General features: G+C 59.0%; 19 protein-coding genes. 6 read left to right on the top strand and 13 right to left on the bottom strand.

Annotation, left to right across the window (positions count from 1 at the left end; all coding sequences use genetic code 11):
* Positions 1-54: 54 nt before the first annotated feature.
* Complete coding sequence (locus FE702_RS01805) at positions 55-717, bottom strand: HAD-IA family hydrolase (RefSeq protein ID WP_147124511.1); 663 nt, start codon at positions 715-717, stop codon at positions 55-57.
* Positions 718-819: 102 nt separating this feature from the next.
* Between FE702_RS01805 and FE702_RS01800 the strand changes: the two genes are divergently transcribed.
* On the top strand, positions 820-1,503 hold the full coding sequence (locus FE702_RS01800; protein WP_147124510.1) for a DNA alkylation repair protein: 684 nt from the start codon (positions 820-822) through the stop codon (positions 1,501-1,503).
* Positions 1,504-1,521: 18 nt separating this feature from the next.
* Here the strand turns inward: FE702_RS01800 and FE702_RS01795 are convergent, their stop codons facing one another.
* Together FE702_RS01795 and FE702_RS01790 are read right to left on the bottom strand one after the other, a co-directional pair.
* Positions 1,522-3,111: an AMP-binding protein gene (locus FE702_RS01795; RefSeq protein WP_255449551.1), complete on the bottom strand. Its 1,590-nt coding sequence runs from the start codon at positions 3,109-3,111 to the stop codon at positions 1,522-1,524.
* Entirely contained in the window at positions 3,108-3,608 is a 501-nt protein-coding gene (locus FE702_RS01790) for a hypothetical protein (RefSeq protein ID WP_147124509.1), read from the bottom strand. The genes FE702_RS01795 and FE702_RS01790 overlap by 4 nt, the downstream gene beginning before the upstream one ends.
* A 108-nt stretch (positions 3,609-3,716) precedes the next feature.
* Between FE702_RS01790 and moaA the strand changes: the two genes are divergently transcribed.
* Together moaA and FE702_RS01780 are read left to right on the top strand one after the other, a co-directional pair.
* A complete protein-coding gene (gene moaA, locus FE702_RS01785; protein WP_147124508.1) occupies positions 3,717-4,721 on the top strand; it encodes a GTP 3',8-cyclase MoaA in 1,005 nt (334 codons plus the stop codon).
* A gap of 16 nt (positions 4,722-4,737) precedes the next feature.
* Positions 4,738-5,895: a 3-deoxy-D-manno-octulosonic acid transferase gene (locus FE702_RS01780; protein ID WP_147124507.1), complete on the top strand. Its 1,158-nt coding sequence runs from the start codon at positions 4,738-4,740 to the stop codon at positions 5,893-5,895.
* On the opposite strand, the gene FE702_RS01775 is transcribed toward FE702_RS01780, so the two are convergent.
* Genes FE702_RS01775 through FE702_RS01755 form a run of 5 tightly spaced genes read right to left on the bottom strand, consistent with a single transcriptional unit; the run spans position 5,866 to position 11,543 of the window.
* Positions 5,866-6,765, bottom strand: a complete 900-nt coding sequence (locus tag FE702_RS01775) for a glycosyltransferase family 92 protein (RefSeq protein ID WP_147124506.1) — start codon at positions 6,763-6,765, stop codon at positions 5,866-5,868. The genes FE702_RS01780 and FE702_RS01775 overlap by 30 nt on opposite strands.
* Positions 6,752-7,894, bottom strand: coding sequence for a capsular polysaccharide export protein, LipB/KpsS family (locus FE702_RS01770; protein WP_147124505.1), 1,143 nt, complete (start codon positions 7,892-7,894; stop codon positions 6,752-6,754). The genes FE702_RS01775 and FE702_RS01770 overlap by 14 nt, the downstream gene beginning before the upstream one ends.
* A gap of 21 nt (positions 7,895-7,915) precedes the next feature.
* Complete coding sequence (locus FE702_RS01765; protein WP_147124504.1) at positions 7,916-9,079, bottom strand: M20 aminoacylase family protein; 1,164 nt, start codon at positions 9,077-9,079, stop codon at positions 7,916-7,918.
* A gap of 6 nt (positions 9,080-9,085) precedes the next feature.
* Positions 9,086-10,243 (bottom strand): acetylornithine deacetylase, encoded by a 1,158-nt coding sequence (argE, locus tag FE702_RS01760; protein WP_147124503.1) that lies wholly within the window; start codon positions 10,241-10,243, stop codon positions 9,086-9,088.
* 46 nt (positions 10,244-10,289) lie between these two features.
* On the bottom strand, positions 10,290-11,543 hold the full coding sequence (locus FE702_RS01755) for a hypothetical protein (protein WP_147124502.1): 1,254 nt from the start codon (positions 11,541-11,543) through the stop codon (positions 10,290-10,292).
* Positions 11,544-11,685: 142 nt separating this feature from the next.
* On the opposite strand from FE702_RS01755, the gene FE702_RS01750 reads away from it, so the two are divergent.
* Positions 11,686-13,065, top strand: coding sequence for an MATE family efflux transporter (locus FE702_RS01750; protein ID WP_147124501.1), 1,380 nt, complete (start codon positions 11,686-11,688; stop codon positions 13,063-13,065).
* Between the two features lie 6 nt (positions 13,066-13,071).
* Here FE702_RS01750 and FE702_RS01745 read toward each other — a convergent pair whose 3' ends face one another.
* The 4 genes from FE702_RS01745 to FE702_RS01730 all read right to left on the bottom strand — a co-directional run bounded on the left by FE702_RS01745 (position 13,072) and on the right by FE702_RS01730 (position 18,278).
* Positions 13,072-14,346 carry a DUF3422 family protein gene (locus FE702_RS01745; RefSeq protein WP_147124500.1) on the bottom strand — a complete coding sequence of 425 codons (1,275 nt, stop codon included), beginning with the start codon at positions 14,344-14,346 and terminating at the stop codon, positions 13,072-13,074.
* Between the two features lie 255 nt (positions 14,347-14,601).
* Complete coding sequence (locus FE702_RS01740) at positions 14,602-16,116, bottom strand: NAD(P)(+) transhydrogenase (Re/Si-specific) subunit beta (RefSeq protein ID WP_147124499.1); 1,515 nt, start codon at positions 16,114-16,116, stop codon at positions 14,602-14,604.
* A gap of 12 nt (positions 16,117-16,128) precedes the next feature.
* Complete coding sequence (locus FE702_RS01735; RefSeq protein ID WP_147124498.1) at positions 16,129-17,700, bottom strand: Re/Si-specific NAD(P)(+) transhydrogenase subunit alpha; 1,572 nt, start codon at positions 17,698-17,700, stop codon at positions 16,129-16,131.
* A 131-nt stretch (positions 17,701-17,831) separates the two neighbouring features.
* Entirely contained in the window at positions 17,832-18,278 is a 447-nt protein-coding gene (locus FE702_RS01730) for a methyltransferase family protein (protein ID WP_255449550.1), read from the bottom strand.
* Between the two features lie 46 nt (positions 18,279-18,324).
* Between FE702_RS01730 and FE702_RS01725 the strand changes: the two genes are divergently transcribed.
* Together FE702_RS01725 and FE702_RS01720 are read left to right on the top strand one after the other, a co-directional pair.
* On the top strand, positions 18,325-19,071 hold the full coding sequence (locus FE702_RS01725; protein WP_147124496.1) for an SDR family NAD(P)-dependent oxidoreductase: 747 nt from the start codon (positions 18,325-18,327) through the stop codon (positions 19,069-19,071).
* A gap of 226 nt (positions 19,072-19,297) precedes the next feature.
* Entirely contained in the window at positions 19,298-21,256 is a 1,959-nt protein-coding gene (locus FE702_RS01720; protein ID WP_147124495.1) for a Hint domain-containing protein, read from the top strand.
* Here the strand turns inward: FE702_RS01720 and FE702_RS01715 are convergent.
* Positions 21,235-22,032 (bottom strand): gamma-glutamyl-gamma-aminobutyrate hydrolase family protein, encoded by a 798-nt coding sequence (locus tag FE702_RS01715; protein WP_147124494.1) that lies wholly within the window; start codon positions 22,030-22,032, stop codon positions 21,235-21,237. The genes FE702_RS01720 and FE702_RS01715 overlap by 22 nt on opposite strands.
* Between the last annotated feature and the right edge of the window lie 34 nt (positions 22,033-22,066).

The following is a 22,066-nucleotide window of genomic DNA, read 5'->3' as shown; positions in this document are numbered from 1 at the left end:
GCGGCAAGCGCCTGCCCGGTCAAGAGACGACGTGATCGCGCCGTCCCATTGTCCTTAGCTGAGCAATTGATCTGCCAAGGTCGGCATGTCGCTGAACTGTTTCAGCCATGCATCTGGAGCCAGAACATCACGCTCTTGCGTGTCAGGTCCGAACAACACCGAAACAGATGGCACCCCAGCCGCCCGCGCCGTGCGTTCATCAGTCATGCTGTCACCAACGAGCAGAGACCGCTCAACCACCCCTCCGGCGGCTTCCACAGAGCGCACAAAGGGTGCCGGATCGGGTTTGCGCACAGGCAAGGTATCGGCCCCGATCAAGCTTCCAAACATGTCGCGCACGCCAAGGCTTTGCATCAGCTTTTCGGCCAAACCTTCTGGTTTGTTGGTACAAATTCCCACGGCAAAACCGTCTGTCCGCAACTGCTCAACCGCGTCTACTGCGCCGGGATACAGGACCGTATGATGATCGAGCGCCTCGGCGTAATGGTCCAGCAGCTTGGTATATTGGGCATCCACCTCGGCTTCGCCATAACCATCGACCCGCGAGAATCCGAGCCGCAGCATCGCGCGCCCACCACGCAAAGCTGTCGCCGCATCGGTTTTCACATCCAAAAGAGGCCCAAGCCCCAACTCCTCGAAACAGGCATTTGCAGCAGCGATCAGGTCCCCGCTGGTATCTGCCAGCGTTCCATCCAGATCAAAAATCACACAGCGCATCAGCCGCCCCTTCGTTTGCTTTGGCATACCTGCATCGCAACCCGCGCGAAACCACTTGTGTTCCGAATTGGCAAAACCAACCCAACCTGCGAGATAGCTGATATGACACCACAAGACGCGCTCGACTGGCTTCAGGCCCAAGGCAATCCGCAAAAGGCCGCTGAAATGGCCGCCTATCACAAGGTCGACCGCCCCTATGTGGGCGTGGCGAACCCCGTTCTGGATGCCAAGGCCCGCGAATTGCGCCAGACATTGACTTTGGCTGACAGGCTCACTTTGGCCGATGGCCTCTGGGCCTCAAACGGGCACGAGGCCCGCATTATGGCCGCGAAACTGCTGACGCAGGCGCGGATCAAACCCGACGATACGGAGGCGTGGAACCTGATTGTCCGCTGGGTGCCTGACTTCGACGCTTGGGCCGTCGCAGATCACGCGTGCATGGCCGGGCATCGCCGCCTTTTGGCCGACCCCACCCGCGTCGATCAGGTCGAACCTTGGACCCAAAGCGACCACATGTGGACCCGGCGCGCAGCGCTGGTCATCACCTTGCCGTGGACGAAACAAAACCACCCAAGCGCTGATGATCTGGCCATTCGGGACAGGGTCTTGGGCTGGGCAGCAGGTTATGTGCCAGACCACGATTGGTTCATCCAAAAGGCGATTGCGTGGTGGCTGCGCGAATTGTCAAAACATGATCCGGAACGCGTGCGCAGTTTTCTCGCGCAACACGGAGAGTGCTTAAAGCCGTTCGCCCGCAAAGAAGCCGCGCGCAAACTGCCGGATTAGGTCTTTGTATGTCACCGCCTAGTCGACGGCCCTGTCGCGTAATTCCCGCCGTAGGACCTTACCAGTTGCTGTCAGGGGCATGGCCTCAATCACGACCACCTCACGCGGGGTCAGATGTGGTGACAACCGGCTGCGCACGCGATCCTTCAATCGTGCCTCCAGATCATCTGGCTCTGCGCCTGCAACGGTGACAAACGCCCGGATCGCCTGCCCTTTGATCGCGTCCGGCACGCCAACAACGGCGGCCATTTGCACAGCTGGATCATCGCATAAGCAGGCCTCAATCTCGGTCGGTCCGACGCGATAGCCCGCTGATGAAATCAGATCATCATCCCGCGCAACATATTGAAAATAATCGCCTTCACGTCGCACAAGGTCACCCGTCCGCAGCCAATCGCCCCAAAATTTCACCTCGGTTGCCTCTGATTTGTTCCAATAGCGCAAAAAGGTCGAAGGCGTATCGCGATGCACGCACAGCTCGCCAACCGTCCCGTCGGGCACAGCTTTTCCGTCCTGCATCACCTCGATGCGGAACCCCGGAACAGCGCGACCCATCCAACCGACCCGCTGCACGCCCAGATCGGCGGACGACACGACGGACAAGTTACACTCTGTCTGACCGTAGATTTCGTTGATTGGTGCCGAGAGGGCCTCTTGCCCCCAATTCAGGATGTCAGGTGTGAGCGCCTCTCCTCCTGAGCTGACCGACCGGACCTGCATCCCCTCCGGCGCGGGTACGGTCTGCATCAGCTTCATCGCTGTCGGCGGCAGGAACAGGCGCGTCACCTTCTGATCCGCGATCAACTGCATCGCCGCTGCCGGATCAAACTTGGCATACCGCTGCGCAATAACAGGCAACCCGTAGAACAGACAGGGCATGGCCATATCCATCAAACCGCCGATCCAAGCCCAGTCTGCTGGTGTCCAACCGATATCGTCGGTGCTCAAACCGTGATGATGCAACTCAAAGCTCGGCAAGTGGCCCAAGAGGAACCGGTGCGCATGCAGCACGCCCTTCGGCGGTCCGGTCGTGCCAGAGGTATAGATCATCACCGCCGGATCTTCGGCCCCGATATCAGCACATGCTTTCATGGGAGCGGCTACCGCGAGTTCATGCCAAAAGCTGGCGTCGGACGTGTCCCAAACCGCAGCAATCACCCCATTCGTCGCCAGCACATCTTCAACAGTCGCGCGCCGCGCAGGGTCACAAATCACGGCGGCAACACCGGCATCCGTCAACCGATAGGACAAGGCCTCGCCCCCGAATAACGCAAACATCGGCACCGCAATCGCACCCAGCCGATAACAGGCGAAATGGCTGATCAGAACTTCCACACCTTGCGGCGCCAAGACGGCGACGCGATCCCCTCGCCCAATACCGCGCGCCCCCAGCACTGAGGCGAAACGCGCCGAAGCGTCAGCCAGCCCTGCAAAGGTCCAATCCTCTCCGCGAGGAATGTCCCGAACTGCCAATGCGTCAGGCGTCTCGCGGCTCCAGCGCGAAAGACACGCCTCAAGCATCGAAAAATCTGCTGGCACTTGCCAAGAAAACGCGTGCGTCACCTCATCCCAGGTGTCACCAACCGTTAAAAGGCGCGGCAACGTCAAAGGGCGCTGACCTCGACTTCTGCGATGTCAGTCAGGCTGAGGCCCAAGGCCTGCATCGCCTGCAATGAAGCCCGGCTACCTGCGGTGCGCGGTCCTTGGATCGGAATCAAGGTAACGGTTGCTGTTCGGCCCGTCGACGCACTGCGCGCCTGCCCTTGGCCCGTCACATCCACCAATGGCGTCTTGATCCAGAGGCCCGGTTCGGTCACGTCGCCCAAACTCACCAAAGTTGTAGCCGACTGACGGGGCGCTGCTGATCCTGCGATGGGTGCAGAGGCTTGTTCTGACCCGCCCTCTTCGGCCTCGGTGGCAGCATCTTGCGCAGGCTGGGCCGCAGCTGCATCACCAGCATCGGGCCTCAGTCGTGGTCGCGTCGGCGTGTCGCCGTTTTGTACCGAGGCCTCTGCCCGATCTTGAGTGGCGCTTTCATCAACAGCATCCGTTGCAGGGATTTGGGCACAACCTGCCAGAAGGCATAAAATCAAAACGCGTTTCATGTCTGAGACCTTAGTGCGGCTTTTTGCACGGGGCAATGAGCACCCAGCCGCAAATCCGGCACCAGCAGACACTTGCCGCAGGAGCCGCGCATCCATAACAATGCTTGCATGACCGCACCCCTGATTGATCCATTCGCCCGCGCAATCACCTATTTGCGCCTGTCCGTGACAGACCGCTGCGATTTCCGCTGTGTGTACTGCATGTCCGAACAGATGACCTTTCTTCCTAAGAAAGAGCTGTTGACCCTGGAGGAACTGGACCGACTTGCGTCATCTTTTATCAAATTGGGCGTGCGCAAGCTGCGGATAACCGGCGGTGAGCCGCTGGTGCGTCGCGATATCATGACGTTCTTTCAGAATATGGGCCGTCACATCACCTCAGGCGCGCTCGACGAACTGACGGTAACAACCAATGGATCGCAGCTCGAACGCTTTGCAGGACAGCTTTTTGAGGCTGGCGTGCGACGGATCAACGTGTCGATCGACACGCTGGACACCGACAAATTCGCCGCCATCACACGCTGGGGCCGTCTGGAACAGGTCATGCGGGGCCTTGATGCGGCGCAAGAGGCAGGCCTGAAGGTCAAACTGAATGCCGTCGCGCTCAAGGATTTCAACGAGGACGAATTGTTCTCGATGCTCGAATTCTGCGAAACCCGCGGGATGGACATCACCTTTATCGAGGTGATGCCGATGGGTGACCTAGGAAATGAGGACAGGCTGGACCAATATTGGCCCCTGTCCGACCTGCGTGCGCGGTTGGCCGAGCGGTTTTCGTTAACCGACCTTTCCAAGCGAACCGGTGGCCCGGCCCGATATGTACGCATCAATGAAACCGGGCAAACCGTTGGTTTCATTACACCATTGACGCATAACTTCTGCGAAAGCTGTAATCGGGTCAGGGTGACCTGTACCGGCGAGATATTCACCTGCCTTGGTCAAGAAGGCAAATCAGACCTGCGTGCGCCGCTGCGCGCATCTCCTGAGGATGCCGTTCTCGAAGAGGCCATTCGTGCCGCGATTGGATTGAAACCACGCGGGCATGATTTCGATTACTCGCGCGGGGTGGCCGACGGCCAGATGACTCGCCACATGTCGCACACAGGCGGCTGAGCGCGCAGGCATTCGCATGACCCCGGCACTTGCCGCATATTATGGCCTGACCGCTCTGGCCGCGCCATTCCTGTTGGTGCGCAGCCAAAAGGGCCTGCCGCGCGGGCGGCGGCGGGAACGCTTTGGCATCGCCAGCGTGCCTGCACAGCAAGGCCTTGTGTGGGTCTCGGCAGCAAGCGTTGGCGAATTGCGCGCGGTTCTCCCACTGCTCCCTGCGTTGGGTCCGACGCTGGTCACGACGCAAACCACGACTGCGGCGGCGATTGCCGCTGAGGAGGGATTGCTGCACCAATTCACACCCATCGACACCCCCGCCGCGACGACCGCCTTTCTGCGCACATGGCGTCCCAAGGCCGCTGTGTTCGTGGAGTCTGAGGTGCCACCGCGTATGATCGCCCGCCTCGCGCGGATCGGCATCCCTGCCACCCTCATCGGCGCGCGCGCATCAAAGACGCGCGACAGGTTACCGAAATCAATGACAGAAATCCTATCCAGGCTTTCCGTCATCACCGCATCTACGCCCGAAGTTGAACGTGAATTGACGGCCATGGGCTTGCCGGTCGCAGCGACCGAAGACCTCAAGGCTGGAACCGCAACCAAAGCTGTTTCACCCGATCTGCTGGTCCAATGGAACACGATCCGACAGCGTCCAATCTGGCTCGCGGCCTCAACACATCCCGGTGACGAAGAGCGGATCTTGCGGGCACACAGATCGATCCTGTCCGACCATCCAGACGCCCTCTTGTGCCTCGCGCCCCGTCACCCGGATCGCAGTGCCGAAGTCTTGGACAAGATTGATCTGCCGGTGACCCGCCAAAGCGCTGGCGACGTCCCGTCCAGCGACACGCAAGTTCACCTGATTGATACGATGGGGGACCTGCCCCTGTTCTATACCCTATGCCCCGTCACCCTATTGGGCGGGTCGTTTGACACGCTTGGGGGCCACACCCCGTTCGAACCTGCACGCTATGGCAGCCATGTTCTGACAGGCCCTGACGTGGCGCATCACTTGTCGGCTTTCGCTGAAGTTCCGCACACAGTGACCTCCCCAAGGGATCTTGCCCGAGCGGTACAGGACAAATGGAAAACCCAGCGGCCCGCTCCGATTGCGCCAATGTCCGCCACAAAAACCCGAGATGCGCTGTTACAAATGATCGACGCCGTGCCGCGCTAGCAGATCGAGCGCGCAGCGATCCTCGACAACATCCTGTTCGATCAGGTTAACACTGCGCCAGACCCGCGCGGCGTGTTTCTCAGGGTCAACGATCTTGTTCGATCCCCGCGCAATCTTGGCGCGCAGTTCGGCATCCGAGCGTGTGTAGTAGTGGTTCAATTGAAGCTTATCGGTCCGCAAGAACTCTGCGGATGCCCGATCCGAGTGCTTTGCCAAAAGGCCGTCTTCGTTGATCCCTTCGGATTTTCCGTTCACCTCAAATTCATGCACCTGAACGGCTGTCACCTGACACGCATCAATGATGCATTTAAACCTGAGCGCGCGAGGCGTCGCCAAGGGGTCGCGGTTGCGCATCAAGTAATTTGGCAGCACGCCGTCCTCAGGAGGCTGCATCTGACCTCCCCGCCCAAACATCGCCCAAGGTACCGAAAGGCAGCCGAAATCACCAAGGGGTTCAAGCACTTCTGGAACGGTCTTGCCTTGTTTGGGCACCAGAAATTCGTCCACATCTGTAAACGCCATCCAGCGGAAGGCCCCGCCAAAGTTGCGCACGGCATGGGCAAAGCACAGGACCTGGTTGTGGAATTCTGCATCGCGTCGCGCATCAAAGAATTTTTGATGCCAAGGCATGAATGTGACCCGCTCTGTGCCAACAGCCTCGCGCAGGACATCAACGGTCCCATCGGTTGATCCGTTGTCATAGACGACAAAATGCTCGACGCCGACAAGGCGGTGAAACCTCGCCCACTCTGCGATGTGCCGTGCTTCATTTTGCGTCGTAAATGCAATCGCGAGCCCCGCGCGCCTGGCCTGAGGCTTTGGCGGTTCGAACCGGATTTTTGAAACCGCCCGGGGCTTAAACCACCACATCCGACGCCTCCGCCTGCGCGAGTTTCTCCAAGGTCCGATCCCTGTCGAGGCGTGTGGATGCGCCTTTTCCAGTTACGGGCACGTAATACCGATCCAGCAGATAGCCTAGAATGGCCGCACGGTGATCATCATCAAACGCCAAGACATCCGGGTCACCGCAAATCGCGTTCAAGCGGGCCTGGGACCCTGCAGGCGTGACCAAACCTTCTTCGGCGAAATAGGCCTGTCCCGTGACGACCACGGCCTTGCCCAAGAGAAAGCTCTCCAGCGCGATTGAGGAATTGACGGTGATCACACCCCGAGATGCGCGAACTTGTGCAAAGGTATCCGTGCCGTTGTCCACGATCAGCCGCCCCCCTGCCACGGACACGGCGGCCTCTAGCGGACCGGCCATGGAAACCTTGGATGATGGATGCTCTTTCACCCGCAGATGCCATCCATCGGGCAACTTCAGACTGGCTTGGGCCAAGGCACCGACAAAGCCCTCAACGCTGCCGACCCAGCCACCGAACACTTGAATCTGGCTGTCATTGGGAACCTGCAATGGACAAAATAGGAACGGTTCATCCGGCAGATCGCGTTGGGTTTGATCCACACGCGCCGTCCGCGCCGCACGGGCGACAAGGGCCTTGGCCATCTCGGCCCGCCGCGCACCAGATAATCCCACGTCACCCAGACCCGCCTTCGTCCGAGGAACCGAGCTTTCGGCATTCACACCGGTCGAATCCAGCGTCACATATCCAGGAAACGGGGCCAATTCTGCAAAAAGTCTGCCTGCCCCAGCATCCCGCGCGGCCTCCATGTAGGCGCGCCGCGACCCGGTCAGACCGTTCCAGCAGACAGCGATTCCGCCATTTTGCTCGAAATGCGCTCGCGCCCAATTGTATTGCCGCTTGATGAGGCCCTGTTTGATGCTGCGCCCGAGCCCCTTGGGCTGGCGTTTAGCGCGTTTCATCGCAACGTCTACGCGCTCCGCGGTTTCAGGAAACTCTGTACCACGCAAACCAATCGTCCGCAGCCAGATGGCATCCGAGCCATGCGCATCATGGGCAATCTGCGCAAGTGACGCGAACACCGCGTCCTTCAGAGGATGAAATCCCTTCAATATGGTCAGAGAGGAAACCGCCATTCCGGTCCCTTATACCCAGCTTTACGCCGCAGGAAGCCTGCTTTCCACGATTTCGGCCCACCATGAGCAGCCCGCCGGGATGATATCATCGTTAAAATTGTATTCCGGGTGATGCACCGCCGCGCTGTCGCCGTTGCCAACAAGGATATACGCCCCCGGCCGCGCGTTCAGAAGATAGGCAAAGTCCTCGCCTCCCATGATCAGCGGCGCCTCAGAACAATCACCTGCAACCTTGCGCGCCACCTCGGCGGCGAACTCGGTCTGCACATCAGAATTCACCATCACCGGATAGCCGCGCCGATGCTCGACCTCGGCAGTTGCGCCAAAGGCCGCCGCCGTCGATTGCGCGACCGCATCCATCCGCGCCTCGACCTGATCCTGAACAGCTGCATCCAATGTGCGAACCGTCCCGCGCATATGCACCGTCTGTGGGATCACGTTATAGGCGTGGCTCGATGTCTCAAACGATGTCACCGAAATCACGGCCTGATGCACCGGATCGACGTTCCGGCTAACGATGGATTGCAGCGCCACCACGATGTGTGAGGCTACAAGCGTCGTATCGATCGTTTCATGGGGTTTTGCGGCATGGCCGCCCTGCCCGGTCACCTTGATTTCAAAATGGTCTGCGGCTGCAAAGAATGGGCCGGGCCGGATTTGGAATTCGCCCGGGGCAATCCCCGGCCAATTGTGCATGCCATACACCTCTTCGACGTTCCAACGGTCGAGCATGCCATCATCAACCATCTCCTTGCCGCCGCCACCGCCTTCTTCGGCCGGCTGAAAGATCACAACGACCGTGCCGTCGAAATTACGGGTCTCCGCCAGATATTGAGCCGCGCCCAGCAACATCGCGGTGTGTCCATCATGCCCGCAAGCATGCATCGCGCCGGGTGTCTTGGACGCATAATCCACGCCGGTTTCTTCGTGGATCGGCAAGGCGTCCATATCCGCGCGCAGCCCAATGGTGCGTCCGGACGCGTTACTGCGCCCATGGATCACGCCAACGACACCGGTGCGCCCGATGCCCTCGACCACCTCGTCACAGCCAAAGGCGCGCAGTTTCTCGGCGACGAACGCGGCCGTACGGTGGACCTCGAACAGGATTTCAGGATGCTGATGCAGGTCCCGTCGCCACGCCGTGATGTCAGGCAGCAATTCAGCAAAGCGGTTCTTGACGGGCATGGTCGATCACTCCTGACAGTGTTTGATCAGTTTGTGCAGGAAAGCTTGCCCGGCTTCAAACTGTTCTACCGTGATGTATTCGTTTGGCTGATGCGCCAGCGCGATATCGCCGGGACCGCACACCACCGTCGAATAGCCCCCCGTTTGAAACCACCCTCCATCGGTGCCGTAAGACACCGCGTGGCGCGCGTTGTCTCCGGTGATCCGGCGCGCCAATTCCTCTGCCGGGCTGTCCAGTTCCGGTGCCATCCCCGGTCCCGGCGCATTGACGCGCACCTCGACACCAGCGTCGGGATGAACAGCTTTGACCTCTGCATCGACTTCAGCACAGAACACGCTGAAATCATTGAAATGTCTCCCATCCATATCAGTCGAGACATTTCGAATATCGACCGAGAACCAGCAGTCCTTAGCGGTGATGTTATGCGCCGTTCCACCGTGGATCAAACCCACATGCAGGGTGGTGTAAGGTGGATCAAACAGGGCGTTACGTTCATCAACCGGGGCTGCCCGGTTTTCCGCGTTTCGCTTTCGCAACCACTCGACCAGACGAGCCGCGGTCATGACCGCGCTGACGCCTTGATCGTGAATGGATGAATGCACCTCATGCCCGGTGACATGCACCTCGACCGCGTCGCAGGATTTGTGTCCGCTGACCACGCGCAGTCCTGTGGGTTCGCCCACAAGAACAGCGTTTGCACGGGGCAATTTGCCCTTCATCGCATCCACCAAAGGACGCGCGCCGATTAGGCCGACCTCTTCGTCATAGGATAGCGCGATCTGGATCGGACGTTTCAGATGAACCATCTGGGGTACAGCCGCCAGAACCGTTGCGACAAACCCCTTCATGTCGGTCGTGCCACGCCCGTACAGCCGACCATCGCGTTCCTCGACAACCCACGGGTCGCTGGCCCAATCCTGCCCATCGACCGGAACGACATCGAGATGGGCGGACAGAACAACACCGCCTTCGATCTCGGGGCCGAAGTGACAAAACAGGTTCGCCTTCTCGCCCGTCTCATCATAATCGCGATGGCAGGTGATCCCGTGCGATTCCAAATACTCTTCGATAAAGTCGACGATCCCAAGGTTGCTGGTGCGGCTGACGGTTGGAAACGCCACCAAGCGGTCCAAGAGCTCACGCGCTGTCAGTATTTGAGGCATGTCTTCTCCGATCCTGACAGAAATTGGGATCTTAACCCCGTAACGGTCACTTCCGACGCACGATATAGAGCAAAAGGATCACCGCCAGCACACCCAGTGACGCACTGCCCAGCAACGCCGTCAGCTTGAAGCCCGTGTTGGCGATTTTGTCGTCCAGATAGAACGTAATGACAGCCGTCACAGTCGTCACAAAGGACAATCCCGTAAACACCAGCGCCAGAATTGTCGCCGAACGTGCAAACCGTTCGGATGAGATCGCGATATTGGCGTCGATCGCCGCCTTCAGTGTTCTGAAGTCACCGTCGAGTCCCTGCCCCTCTTTCTCGATCTGATAGTACTCTAGATTGACGTCATGCACGACTTTCTGAGTGGACGACAAAAAGGATCGCAGCCGATGGTAGTGTGACTGTTTCAAACGGTACCGCGCCATGTAGTTCCGGGCCGAAACCTCAGTTTTATTGGGCTGCCAGCCCGACACAAACCGTGCCGTGTAACTCAACGCATTCGTGCGCGCCGCATCAGCGGAGGCCTTTTGGATGATCGGCAACGAAAACGGGTAGAGGCGTGATGTCCACTCACGCAGGGTATGTCCATCTGACGGCATGGGGGCGCGCCACGCATAAATCCCGTTCTGGTCGGTGACCCGCGACACCTGCCCACGCCACCAGACGTTCATCTGCAAAGGCATCGCGTACTCAAAGTGATCGACGGACGGCATTTCAATGGCGTCCGCCTCGCCCATGACAAAATGGCAGGCGCGCCAAGGCAGATCGTCGAAAAAGGCATCGCGATGTGTCCTGTCATCCGGCCCCTCCGACGTGGGTGACACATAGTCCAGCCAAAGGTCATCTGTGCGGCTCAACACCTGTCGCGTCACCCGGTCCCCAAAGACCGCATCGTAGAATGCTGCGTCATCCTGACTGGTGCGGCCGGTGGAAAAATGGATGTCGTTGATCGCGGCAAGCTCCAATCCGGCCGCGGGCACATCCACTGAAAAACGCTTGATCATCAACGCCATGCCATGCTGATCGATAAAGATGCAGGCCTCGGTCAGCTTGATGTCATCGGTTAGGGGCGGCGATTGCAGGAACGCGTCGCCCAGATGTGCGCAATCCAAATCGATATAGGCACCAAAGTAGTCGCGGTTCCACATACAGTATCGGTGCGGCTCAATCGTCGCTGACACATCCTGCCCCGCATGGGAAAAGCTAAAGCGACGCTGGCGCGTCAGGTCTTTTGACGGGATCAGCCCAACTGAAAAGGCACGCACCGCAAACAGGTCAAGCGTGGTTTGTGTCACACATCCACCGGATCAGATTTCTGCGCTGACGCTAACGATGCAATGCGGCTCAAACAAGTCATGGGCTGACAATGCATTTCCAAATGTCACGGGAACAATCCCATATCGTGCGGCGTTGGCAACCGTCGCGACCGGAGGAACCATGGCACAAGACAGCAGCGATACCCGCGATCTGACAAAGGGTCCCGTCTGGCGCGCGCTGACCGTAATGTCTGCGCCTATGTCCCTTGGCATCTTTGCGGTTTTGTCCGTTGGGATTGCAGATGCCGTGTTTCTTGGGCGCTATTCCTCGGATGCGCTGGCCGCCGTTGGATTCATCTACCCGGTCACCACCGCCATCACATCGCTATCCATTGGGCTGAGCGCCGGTGCAAATGCTGCGATCTCCCAAGGTCTTGGTCGTCAGGATGATGAAACCGCCACCTGCCGGCGGGCGCTTCATGCTGTGGGTCTGGGATCGGTCTTGGCCGTCATTGTCGCTTTGTTGGTCTGGTTGTCGTCGCCCACCCTCTTTGGCCTGATAGGGGCGGATGGCGCAGCCCTTGAGGGTGTGCTGGCCTACATGCCGATTTGGGCGATGTCATTTCCCTTTCTTGTTTTGATGATGCAGATCAACGCCGTCTTCCGCGCCCATGGGCGCGGCGGGCTGTCTGCGGGGATCATGGTTCTGGCAGCCGTGGTGAACATCATTCTCGATCCGATTTTGATCTTTGGCCTCGGCCCGATCGCGGAATTGGGCATCGAAGGCGCCGCATGGGCGACCTTTGCAGGCCGCGTTTTGGCCGTTGCCGCCGCCCTGTTGATCGCCATGCGGCGCGGTTACATCGCGCTGGGATCACAGCCCTTTGCGAACCTTTGGGACTCTGTCCGTGAGATCACGAATGTCGGCGCGCCTGCCGCATTCTCGAACGCGATCAACCCAGCCGGAATGGCCGCCGTCACCGCAGCTGTCGCCACTGTTGGCACAGACGCTGTTGCCGGGTTTGGCGCGGCGACACGCGTGCAATCTATCGCGCTTGTTCCTCTCTTGGCGCTGTCATCGGGGATTGGACCTGTCGTGGGACAAAACTGGGGCGCTGACAAACAGGACCGCGCCCGCGCCGCCATGGGGCAGTCGATTGCATTTTGCATCGCCTACGCGCTGACGCTTGGCGTCGTTTTAATCCTCTTCGGCCAACCGATTGCTGCGCTTGTCACGGGTGGTGCGGATGGGACAGAGCAGGCTGGATTTTACCTCGCTGTTGTCGGCTGGAGCCTGTTTGGATACGGCATCCTCGTGACGGCGAACGCTGCCATGAACGCGCGCTCAAAGGCGCTTTGGTCCATGGGCATCAGCATCGGGCGGGTCTTTGCGATCTACATTCCCGCCGCCTGGATCGGTGTCACACTGGGCGGCTACACGGGGATCTTGATTGCTGCGGTCGTGGCCAACCTAGCAGGTGCAGCGCTTGCGTGGTTTGCCCTTGGGCAGACCGGGTTGCGCACACGCACTATTCCACGTGTGCGCCCCCAACCGACCTAAAGCCGCCTACTCCAACGCCTTACGCATGCGCCGCACAGACAGGTAAACGATCCCGCCGACGAGCACCGTCAATGCGGCCCCCACCAAGGCTTTTGGCAACGCGCCAAAGGTGGGCGCAGCCAAATACATCAGCAAGCTGACGGCGTAGTAGGTGATGGCGACTGTCGAAAACCCTTCGACAGTCTTTTGCAGGCGCAACTGCAAATCCGCCCGCCGGTCCATGCTTTCCAACAGCTTCTGGTTCTGGCTCTGCCGTTCCACATCAACCCGCGTGCGCAGCAAATCGCCAGCGCGCAACGCACGGTCGCTCATGCCGCGCAGACGCCGTTCGGTGGCTTGCACGGTGCGCATGGCCGGATCAAAGCGCCGCATCATGAATTCGCTGAATGTCTGGCGGCCCAAGAACCGCTCTTCGCGCAGCACGTCAATCCGCTGGGTAACAATGGCCTCATAGGCCCGCGTCGCCGAGAAACGAAACGCGGCCTTCGCAGACATATTCTCCAATTCGGCTGACAGGCTCAGCAATTTGGTCAGTGTCGATTCCGCATCAGACGGACCGCCTGACATATCATCGACAAGTCGCAGCAACTCTTCGTCGATCTCGGTCATCCGCTTGCTGATGTCGCGCGCACGCGCCAGCCCCAACATCGACATGGATTTATAGGTCTCGATCTCGCACAAACGCTGCACGATCCGCCCCAAGCGTCGCGCGCCGGTGTCAGGTTGCACAAACACAGCCAGCCGCATGTGTCCCGCCGGATCGATCCGGAAATCCGCCGCTGTCACGGCAGTCTTATCCAGCACCCAGTTCACGGCCAGACTTTCCGAGACGAACCAATCCTCGAGCACTTCGGCGATCTTGGCATCTTCCTGTTCCTGAACCACCCGGATCAAGGCCGATGTCAGGCGCACACCAGGCGCTTCGTCCAGCCATTCCTCTGGGAAGACCTCGAACTCCGCAGGATCAAAAGGCCGCTCGCTCAGGCCGTCTTCAAACGCGGTAAAGGTCACAAACTCGGTGTGGCTTTCCCATTTCAGCCAATAGCGACCAACCTTGCCGTAATAGTGAGTTGCTCCTGCCGCCGGGTGTGGCGCGCCGTAGCGATCCAGCAAGGCAATCAAATGCGTCCAATCGGCATCGCGATCGCGGCTCGCAGCATCCTCGGCCTTTTTGATCGCAAGATACGCCCCGACACAGGGCACATCCAGCGTCGGGAAAGGCCGCGCATGCAGTTCGTTCGATAACTTGTAACGGAGTGGGTGATCTTCAATGGGGGCCATGGCTGCCTCGTCGTCTTGTCTCACACATAGCAACATCACGTGCGTTGTACAGATGGGACCGCGATTTTATTCAATTAAATCGGTATGTTAGGGGAATACAATCGCATACCGCCTGAATTATGAGCGTATCATCTGGGGCGATCTATTCCATGTTATCAGCGGCTTAGCCGCAGATTGAGGCGCAGCAATCAAAAAGGGCGCCCCAACAGGGACGCCCTATTCTGATGTTGAGTGCGTGCTTGCACGCACCGTCACTTAGTCGATCAGAGGCAGAAGCTTATCAAAGCTCGCTTTCGCGTCACCGTAGAACATCCGCGTGTTGTCCTTGAAGAACAGCGGGTTCTCGATGCCGGAATAACCGGTACCTTGACCACGCTTGGACACGAACACCTGCTTGGCCTTCCAGCATTCCAGAACCGGCATACCGGCAATGGGGCTGTTTGGATCGTCCTGCGCCGCAGGGTTCACGATGTCGTTCGACCCGATCACGATGGCCACATCCGTCTCCGGGAAATCATCGTTGATCTCGTCCATCTCCAGCACGATGTCGTAAGGCACCTTCGCTTCGGCCAAGAGAACGTTCATGTGACCCGGCAGACGACCCGCCACAGGGTGGATCGCAAAGCGAACCTCTTTGCCCTTGGCGCGTAGTTTACGGGTCAATTCCGCAACGGTCTGCTGCGCCTGTGCCACCGCCATGCCGTAGCCCGGGATGATGATGATGCTGTCCGCATCATTCAGGGCAGCTGCAACACCGTCGGCGTCAATCGCAACCTGCTCACCTTCCACGGCCATCTGTTCGCCCGCAGCACCGCCGCCAAAGCCACCCAGGATAACCGACACAAAAGACCGGTTCATCGCCTTACACATGATGTAAGACAGGATCGCACCCGACGAGCCGACCAGCGCGCCAACCACGATCAACAGGTCGTTGCCCAGTGAGAAGCCGATAGCCGCCGCCGCCCAGCCTGAATAGCTGTTCAGCATAGACACAACGACCGGCATGTCCGCGCCGCCGATGCCCATGATCAGGTGATAGCCAATGAAGAAGGCCAGAAGCGCCAGCAGAACCAGCGTCCACGACCCTGACCCGCTCAGGTACATGATCAGTAGAACAACAGACAAAGCCGCTGCAGCTGCGTTCAGCATGTGACCACCGGGCAACTGCTTGGCACCTGTGTCCACGTTGAATGGCAGCAGGCTCGAACCGCCAGCCAGCTTGGCATAGGCGATGACCGAACCGGTGAACGTCACCGCACCGATCCAGATCCCCAGCGCCAATTCAACGCGCAGAATGCCGATCTCGACACCAGTCTTCTTGGCAACCAGTTGTCCAAAGGCCGACAGTTCTTTCACGGTCTCTTCGGCCAGCGGATAGAGCGGCAAGCCGTATCCCGGCACTGGGTTGCCAGCGCCCTCTGCGCTCAGGCCCGCGACGTAGTTGATCATCAGATCGGCGTTGAAGCCGACGAACACAGCCGCCAGACCAACGAGCGAGTGCATGATCGCCACAAGCTCTGGCATCTGGGTCATCTGCACCTTGGTCGCCAACTGGTAACCAACCGCCGCGCCACCTGCGATCAGCAGGATCGACATGACCCACAGGCCCGAACCGGGGCCGATAAGCGTTGCGAGAACCGCAATCGTCATACCCGCGATGCCGTACCATACGGCGCGTTTCGCGCTTTCTTGTCCGCTCAGACCACCCAATGACAGGATGAACAGAACGCCAGCCACCGCATAGGCGGCAATCGTAAATCCGAAATCCATCTGCCTTGCTCCTTAAGACTTTTGGAACATGGCGAGCATGCGCCGTGTCACGAGGAAGCCGCCAAAGATATTGACAGCGGCCATGAAAATCCCGGCTGCCGCCAGAATAGTAATCAGCACGCCCGTTGATCCGACCTGGATAAGCGCGCCCAGAATGATGATCGACGAAATCGCGTTCGTCACAGCCATCAGCGGGGTGTGCAGCGAATGCGCCACGTTCCAGATCACCTGGAAGCCGATAAAGACCGACAGGATGAACACGATGAAGTGCTGCATGAACGATGCAGGCGCGATCGTACCCAATGCCAGAACCAAGACAGCACCCACACCCAGCAGAGCGACCTGGGTCTTGGTCTGCTGTTTGAAGGCTGCCGCTTCTTCGGCCTTGATCTCTTCCGGCGTCTTTTCCTTCACCGGTTCTTTCTTCTGGGCCGCAATGGCCTGAATTTTCGGCGGTGGCGGTGGGAAGGTGATTTCGCCTTCAAACGTCACCGTGGCACCGCGGATCACGTCATCTTCCATGTCGTGATTGACCTGCCCGTCTTTCTCGGGTGTCAGGTCCGTCATCATGTGACGGATGTTGGTGGCATACAAAGCCGAAGATTGCGCCGCCATCCGGCTTGGGAAATCGGTGTAACCGATGATCGTAACCCCATTAGTTGTCACGATTTTCTCATCTTTCACCGTCAGCTTACAGTTGCCGCCACGCTCAGCGGCAAGGTCAACAATCACCGAACCCGGCTTCATGCTGTCGACCATATCCTTGGTCCACAGTTCAGGTGCCTCACGGTTCGGGATCAACGCCGTGGTGATCACGATGTCCATGTCGGGCGCCAGTTCACGGAACTTGGCCAGCTGCGCTGCCGCAAACTCAGGCGAAGACACAGCAGCGTAGCCACCCGTCGCCGCGCCGTCTTGCTGCTCTTCTTCGAAATCGAGGAAGACAAACTCGGCCCCCATTGATTCGACCTGCTCGGCCACTTCGGGGCGCACGTCGAAAGCATAGGTGATCGCACCCAACGACGTTGCCGTACCAATCGCGGCCAGACCGGCGACACCGGCACCGACGACCAGAACCTTCGCAGGCGGAACTTTACCCGCCGCCGTCACCTGACCGGTGAAGAAGCGGCCAAAGTTGTTACCGGCTTCGATCACTGCGCGATAGCCAGCGATATTGGCCATCGACGACAGGGCATCCATTTTCTGCGCACGCGAGATACGCGGCACCATATCCATCGCAATGACATTGGCACCCTTGCTCTTTGCAAGGTCCATCAACGCTTCATTTGCGGCTGGGTAAAAGAATGAAATCAGCGTCTTACCAGCGGTCAAGCGCTTGGCTTCTGTATCTGAGGGCGGACGCACCTTGGCGATAATGTCCGCTTCCTTGTACAGGCCGGCTGCAGAGCCGACGACAGTCACCCCAGCCTCTTCATAGGCTGCGTCCGTGAACCCGGCAGCCAAACCGGCCCCCTTTTCGATCACGCAGTCATAACCCAGCTTCTGAAGCTGTTTGGCGCTGTCCGGTGTCATGGCGACCCGGTTTTCACCGTCAAATATCTCTTTGGGCGTCCCGATTTTCACGTCAGCCGTCCTCTTCGTTATTTCAGCGCCTTCACATGGGGCACGTCAGGGGGGCGTCTAGCGCACGCGCAAGAAAAGTACCAGAAAGAGGTCATTTGATTGCGCAAACAAACCCAAATGCGGACCACACGTCACAGCCAACGCCGCGTTTCCCGGCACCATTCTTCGAATTCACCACCGAAATCCTCGCGGAGCCGCGCCTCTTCCGGTTTGATGAATCGCACCGTCAGCACCCACATGAAAACCGGTACAAGGATCAGCGCAGGCCAAATTCCAATCCAGAGGATCGCACCCGTCAGGATAAAGACATCTGCCAAGTAGATCGGATTGCGCGACCGTTCATACAGCCCGCTCTTGATCAAGGAAGACGCACGCCGGTGCGGGATTGGCGTCGTCTTGGCACGCTGAAATGACACCAAGGCAAAGGTCGTCAAACCAATCCCGACCAAAACAAAGCCGCGCCCCAAACCATCCAGTTCGATAGTATCATTGATCCAGGCAGGGAAAGCCTGCGCCAACGCCCAAACAAGAAGAATAAACCCGAACAACCAGATTGGCGGCAGGTCGATATTGCGCATGGCAGGCTCCGGATGTTTCTGTATCCCCGCATGAGGGGGCCGATTGATGACACATCTTGCAGGAAAAACCGCGCTCGTCACGGGGGGTGGCACAGGCATCGGCCTTGCGATCGCAAAGGCACTGGCGTCTGAGGGCGCTCGGGTGGCTATCACCGGACGCAGAATTGAGGTTCTGGAACAGGCTGCGTCTGATCACGGGTTCATCCCGATCCAAATGGACGTTGCCGATGAAGAGTCTGTGACGGCGGGATTCAACCAGATCGGGACGACTGACATCTTGATCGCCAACGCAGGCATCGCCGAGGGTCAAAACATCCTGAAATCCGACACGGCCTTTTGGCGTCAGATCATGACGACCAACCTCGATGGAGCCTATTTTACAATCCGCGAAGGTCTGCGCCGCATGCCCATCGACGACTGGGGCCGCGTCATCGCGATCAGCTCTATCGCCGGGCTGCGCGGCCTGAAGGGCGCGCACGCTTACGCCGCCTCCAAACACGGCGTCGTGGGGCTGATCAAAACGCTTGCAATGGATTTTGCCAAGCGTCCGGTCACCTTCAACGCCATCTGTCCAGCCTATGTGGAAACCGACATCATCACCCGCAATCAGGCAAAGATTGAAGAGCGGACCGGCATGGATGCTGACGCGGCGCGCAAGGTGATGACCGACCTCAATCCGCACGGAACGCTGATTTCACCGGACGAAATTGCACAAGCCGTGCTGTGGTTATGCGGTCCCGCATCCCAAAGCACCAATGGCGCCACTATCGAAATCAGCGGCGCGCCTACCTAAAGTTGTGCAAAATCAGGCACCTGGCGTCTTTGTTGCAACACCCCTGACGTCGAGGTCACTTTTTCACGTTTTCACGCCATCGGTTTCTGGATTTCCGAATCACCGATGGTGTACTGTTTGGGCGTAGGCCCCTGCAACGACGGGCGGCTTTGTAGCAGAGTGCAGATGTTTGACGCGTTGGCAAACAACGCGCGGTCCAAACGGACCATGAGGCAGGAGTGTAGGGATGCCCGACGGGTATCTTGTTCAACTGGGTGATGGCTCACTGGACACGGGCGACAGCATTGTCGATCCGCTCACTACCTTTGTCACAGACACAAACCTGGGCGCAGGCGATTGGATCTGGTCCGGCACGTTTGGCGGACAAACCTATACCAATACGCAGGAACCGGGGGTCTACTACCTGGCCACCAACGGAAACGTTTACTTCGTTCCGGATTTTGGCCCTGTCACAACGATCACGTCGTCAACGGCGCTAAATCCGCCGGCCTATTCAGAATTCAACATCTTCATCGGCACGTCGGACGAGGATCCGACGCTGGACGGCACAGATGATGTCGACAATATATTCGGCCTCGACGAGGACGATGTCATCGACGGCGCAGGCGACGATGATCTTTTGGTGGGCGGGGGTGGCTCCGATACGATCACCGGTGGATCGGGCGACGACATCATCTACGGCGACTTTGAGACGACGCCCGCTGAAACCAGCGAGGTGTTGTCATGGGAAACACAAGGCGCTGACGAAACGAACGTTGTCGGGGGGCTGACCCAAGACACCGGCAACATGAATGTGTCCGTCGCGTTCACAGATGACGGCGCGCTGAGCGAAGTCAGCCTCGAAAACAACACGTCGATGTACCGTGAAGACGGCGAACCCTTCGACGTTACCTCGGCGCTTTATCTGCGCGGGGACGGCAGCAGCAGCGAAACCCTCACTGCGACCTTTACCTTCAACGCAGAAGCTGGAACAGAATATGCCGATGACGTGCAGGACGTGTCGTTCCGCATCAACGATATCGACACATCCAGTTTCATCGACACGATCACGATCACAGCATTTGACGAGGCCGGGAACGCGGTTCCGGTGTCCATTGTCGCCGAAAACCCAGCCACCATCACCGTCACGGGTCAGTCAATCACTGCGACCGGCCCGAATGTCAGCCCGCTCTCCGCCGATGGGTCTGTCCTGGTCACCATTGCTGGCCCGGTTCACACCATCAACATTGACTACGGCAATGGCGGCTCGGCGGTTCAGGCGGTGTTTGTGTCTGACATCGCCTTTACGACGATTGTCCCGGACGCCGGCGATGATGTCATTGATGGCGGCACGGGTGCCGATACGATGTATGGCGGCGACGGGGATGACATCATCTATGTCGGCGACGGCGACGATGCATTTGGTCAGGACGGCGACGACACCTTCATCCTGACCGACTACGGCGAAGCCAACAGTGCCATCACCATCGAGGGTGGCGAAGGCGGCGAGACCAACGGCGACACGCTGATGCTGAACCGCCTCGCATCCTATGACGACATCATCTTTACCAACACCGATGATGCGAATGGCGGGCTTTCGGGATCGGTCACGCTCTTTGACGGCACCCTGCTCACATTCTCGAACATCGAAACCATCATCTGTTTCGCCGAAGGCTCATTGATCGACACGCCCTATGGACCGCGCCCCATTCAGGACCTGCGCGTTGGCGATCTTGTATTGACCCGCGACGCGGGCCCTCAACCGATCCGCTGGCTTGGTCATCGCACCGTGCCGGGACTGGGCAATATGACACCAGTGCGGCTAACTTCCCTCGCGGGTCAACGCGCAACAACGCCCCTCACCGTGTCGCCGCAACACCGCATGTTGATCCGTGGACCACGGGCCGAGCTTCTTTTTGGGGAACGCGAGGTGCTGGTCGCAGCCAAGCACCTGATCGACGGGCGCTCCGTCACTTGGGCCGCCTGCGAAAGCGTCACCTATTACCACATGATGCTCGACACCCATCAGGTCGTCACCGCCCATGGCCTACCATCTGAAAGCTTCTTTGCCGGGCAACAGGGCCTGAGCGCGCTCGATCCTGCAGCGCGCCACGAACTTTTCACCCTGTTCCCCGAGTTGCGCAGCGCCTCACTGGGCCGAACCGCCAGACGCACGCTTTCGGCCTACGAAGCCGCCGTGCTCTGATAGCGTGCTTGTCCGGCACGCCTGACCTTGGCGGCCTTCCATGCCCGCGCCGCATCGCCAAATGCCTCGAACAACGGACGCGACACAGGATCGGTGGCCGCGCAGTATTCCGGATGCCACTGTACGCCCAGCGCAAATCCTTTGGCCCCCTCGACATAAATGGCCTCCGGCGTCCCATCATGCGCATGACCGTCGATCACAAGACCGGGCGCAGGGTCTTTGATCCCCTGCCCGTGTAAGGTGTTGGTCCGCACCACGCTCGCCCCGAAGATCCGCGCAAATGGGCCATCCGGACTCACCGTCACGTCATGGCGCAGTGCGAACTTTTCCTCGATCGTTCCGTCTGGCGGCATGCGGTGGTTGTCGCGACCTGGCAAATCCCGGATTTCAGGATAAAGCGACCCCCCCAGCGCCACGTTCATCTCCTGAAAGCCCCGGCAGATCGCCAACATCGGCTGGCCGCGCCGCACCAACTCACGGATCAAAGGTAAGGCAATCGCATCGCGATCCCGATCAAACGCACCATGCGCCTCTGTCTCGGCCTCGCCATATTCCTCTGGATGCACATTGGGGCGACCGCCTGTGAACAGAAAACCGTCATAGGCTTCCAAAAGCTCAGCCACTGTGACAAAGCCCGGCGAACTTGGGATAATAGCCGGAAGGCAATCCGACACTTCGGCCACTGCCTCGCAATTCATCGTCCCTGCCGCCTGTGCGGGATACTGATCATTGATCAGATAGGAATTGCCGATGATACCGATCACGGGGCGCGACACGTCAGGTCTCCTTGCTGTTTCCCGCAACCTAGCC

Source organism: Shimia ponticola (assembly GCF_007995215.1).
Lineage (GTDB): Bacteria > Pseudomonadota > Alphaproteobacteria > Rhodobacterales > Rhodobacteraceae > Shimia_B > Shimia_B ponticola.
The sequence above is the reverse complement of the archived record's forward strand: the minus strand, read 5'-3'. Positions and strand labels throughout refer to the sequence as shown.

Excerpts from the sequence above, each read along its gene's own strand:
- FE702_RS01805 (WP_147124511.1), bottom strand. The coding sequence starts at position 717 with ATGCGCTGTGTGATTTTTGATCTGGATGGAACGCTGGCAGATACCAGC.
- FE702_RS01720 (WP_147124495.1), top strand. The coding sequence starts at position 19,298 with ATGCCCGACGGGTATCTTGTTCAACTGGGTGATGGCTCACTGGACACG.
- FE702_RS01780 (WP_147124507.1), top strand. The coding sequence starts at position 4,738 with ATGACCCCGGCACTTGCCGCATATTATGGCCTGACCGCTCTGGCCGCG.
- FE702_RS01765 (WP_147124504.1), bottom strand. The coding sequence starts at position 9,079 with ATGCCCGTCAAGAACCGCTTTGCTGAATTGCTGCCTGACATCACGGCG.
- FE702_RS01790 (WP_147124509.1), bottom strand. The coding sequence starts at position 3,608 with ATGAAACGCGTTTTGATTTTATGCCTTCTGGCAGGTTGTGCCCAAATC.
- FE702_RS01770 (WP_147124505.1), bottom strand. The coding sequence starts at position 7,894 with ATGGCGGTTTCCTCTCTGACCATATTGAAGGGATTTCATCCTCTGAAG.
- FE702_RS01750 (WP_147124501.1), top strand. The coding sequence starts at position 11,686 with ATGGCACAAGACAGCAGCGATACCCGCGATCTGACAAAGGGTCCCGTC.
- FE702_RS01725 (WP_147124496.1), top strand. The coding sequence starts at position 18,325 with ATGACACATCTTGCAGGAAAAACCGCGCTCGTCACGGGGGGTGGCACA.
- FE702_RS01800 (WP_147124510.1), top strand. The coding sequence starts at position 820 with ATGACACCACAAGACGCGCTCGACTGGCTTCAGGCCCAAGGCAATCCG.
- argE (WP_147124503.1), bottom strand. The coding sequence starts at position 10,243 with ATGCCTCAAATACTGACAGCGCGTGAGCTCTTGGACCGCTTGGTGGCG.
- moaA (WP_147124508.1), top strand. The coding sequence starts at position 3,717 with ATGACCGCACCCCTGATTGATCCATTCGCCCGCGCAATCACCTATTTG.
- FE702_RS01775 (WP_147124506.1), bottom strand. The coding sequence starts at position 6,765 with ATGTGGTGGTTTAAGCCCCGGGCGGTTTCAAAAATCCGGTTCGAACCG.
- FE702_RS01740 (WP_147124499.1), bottom strand. The coding sequence starts at position 16,116 with ATGGATTTCGGATTTACGATTGCCGCCTATGCGGTGGCTGGCGTTCTG.
- FE702_RS01745 (WP_147124500.1), bottom strand. The coding sequence starts at position 14,346 with ATGGCCCCCATTGAAGATCACCCACTCCGTTACAAGTTATCGAACGAA.
- FE702_RS01730 (WP_255449550.1), bottom strand. The coding sequence starts at position 18,278 with ATGCGCAATATCGACCTGCCGCCAATCTGGTTGTTCGGGTTTATTCTT.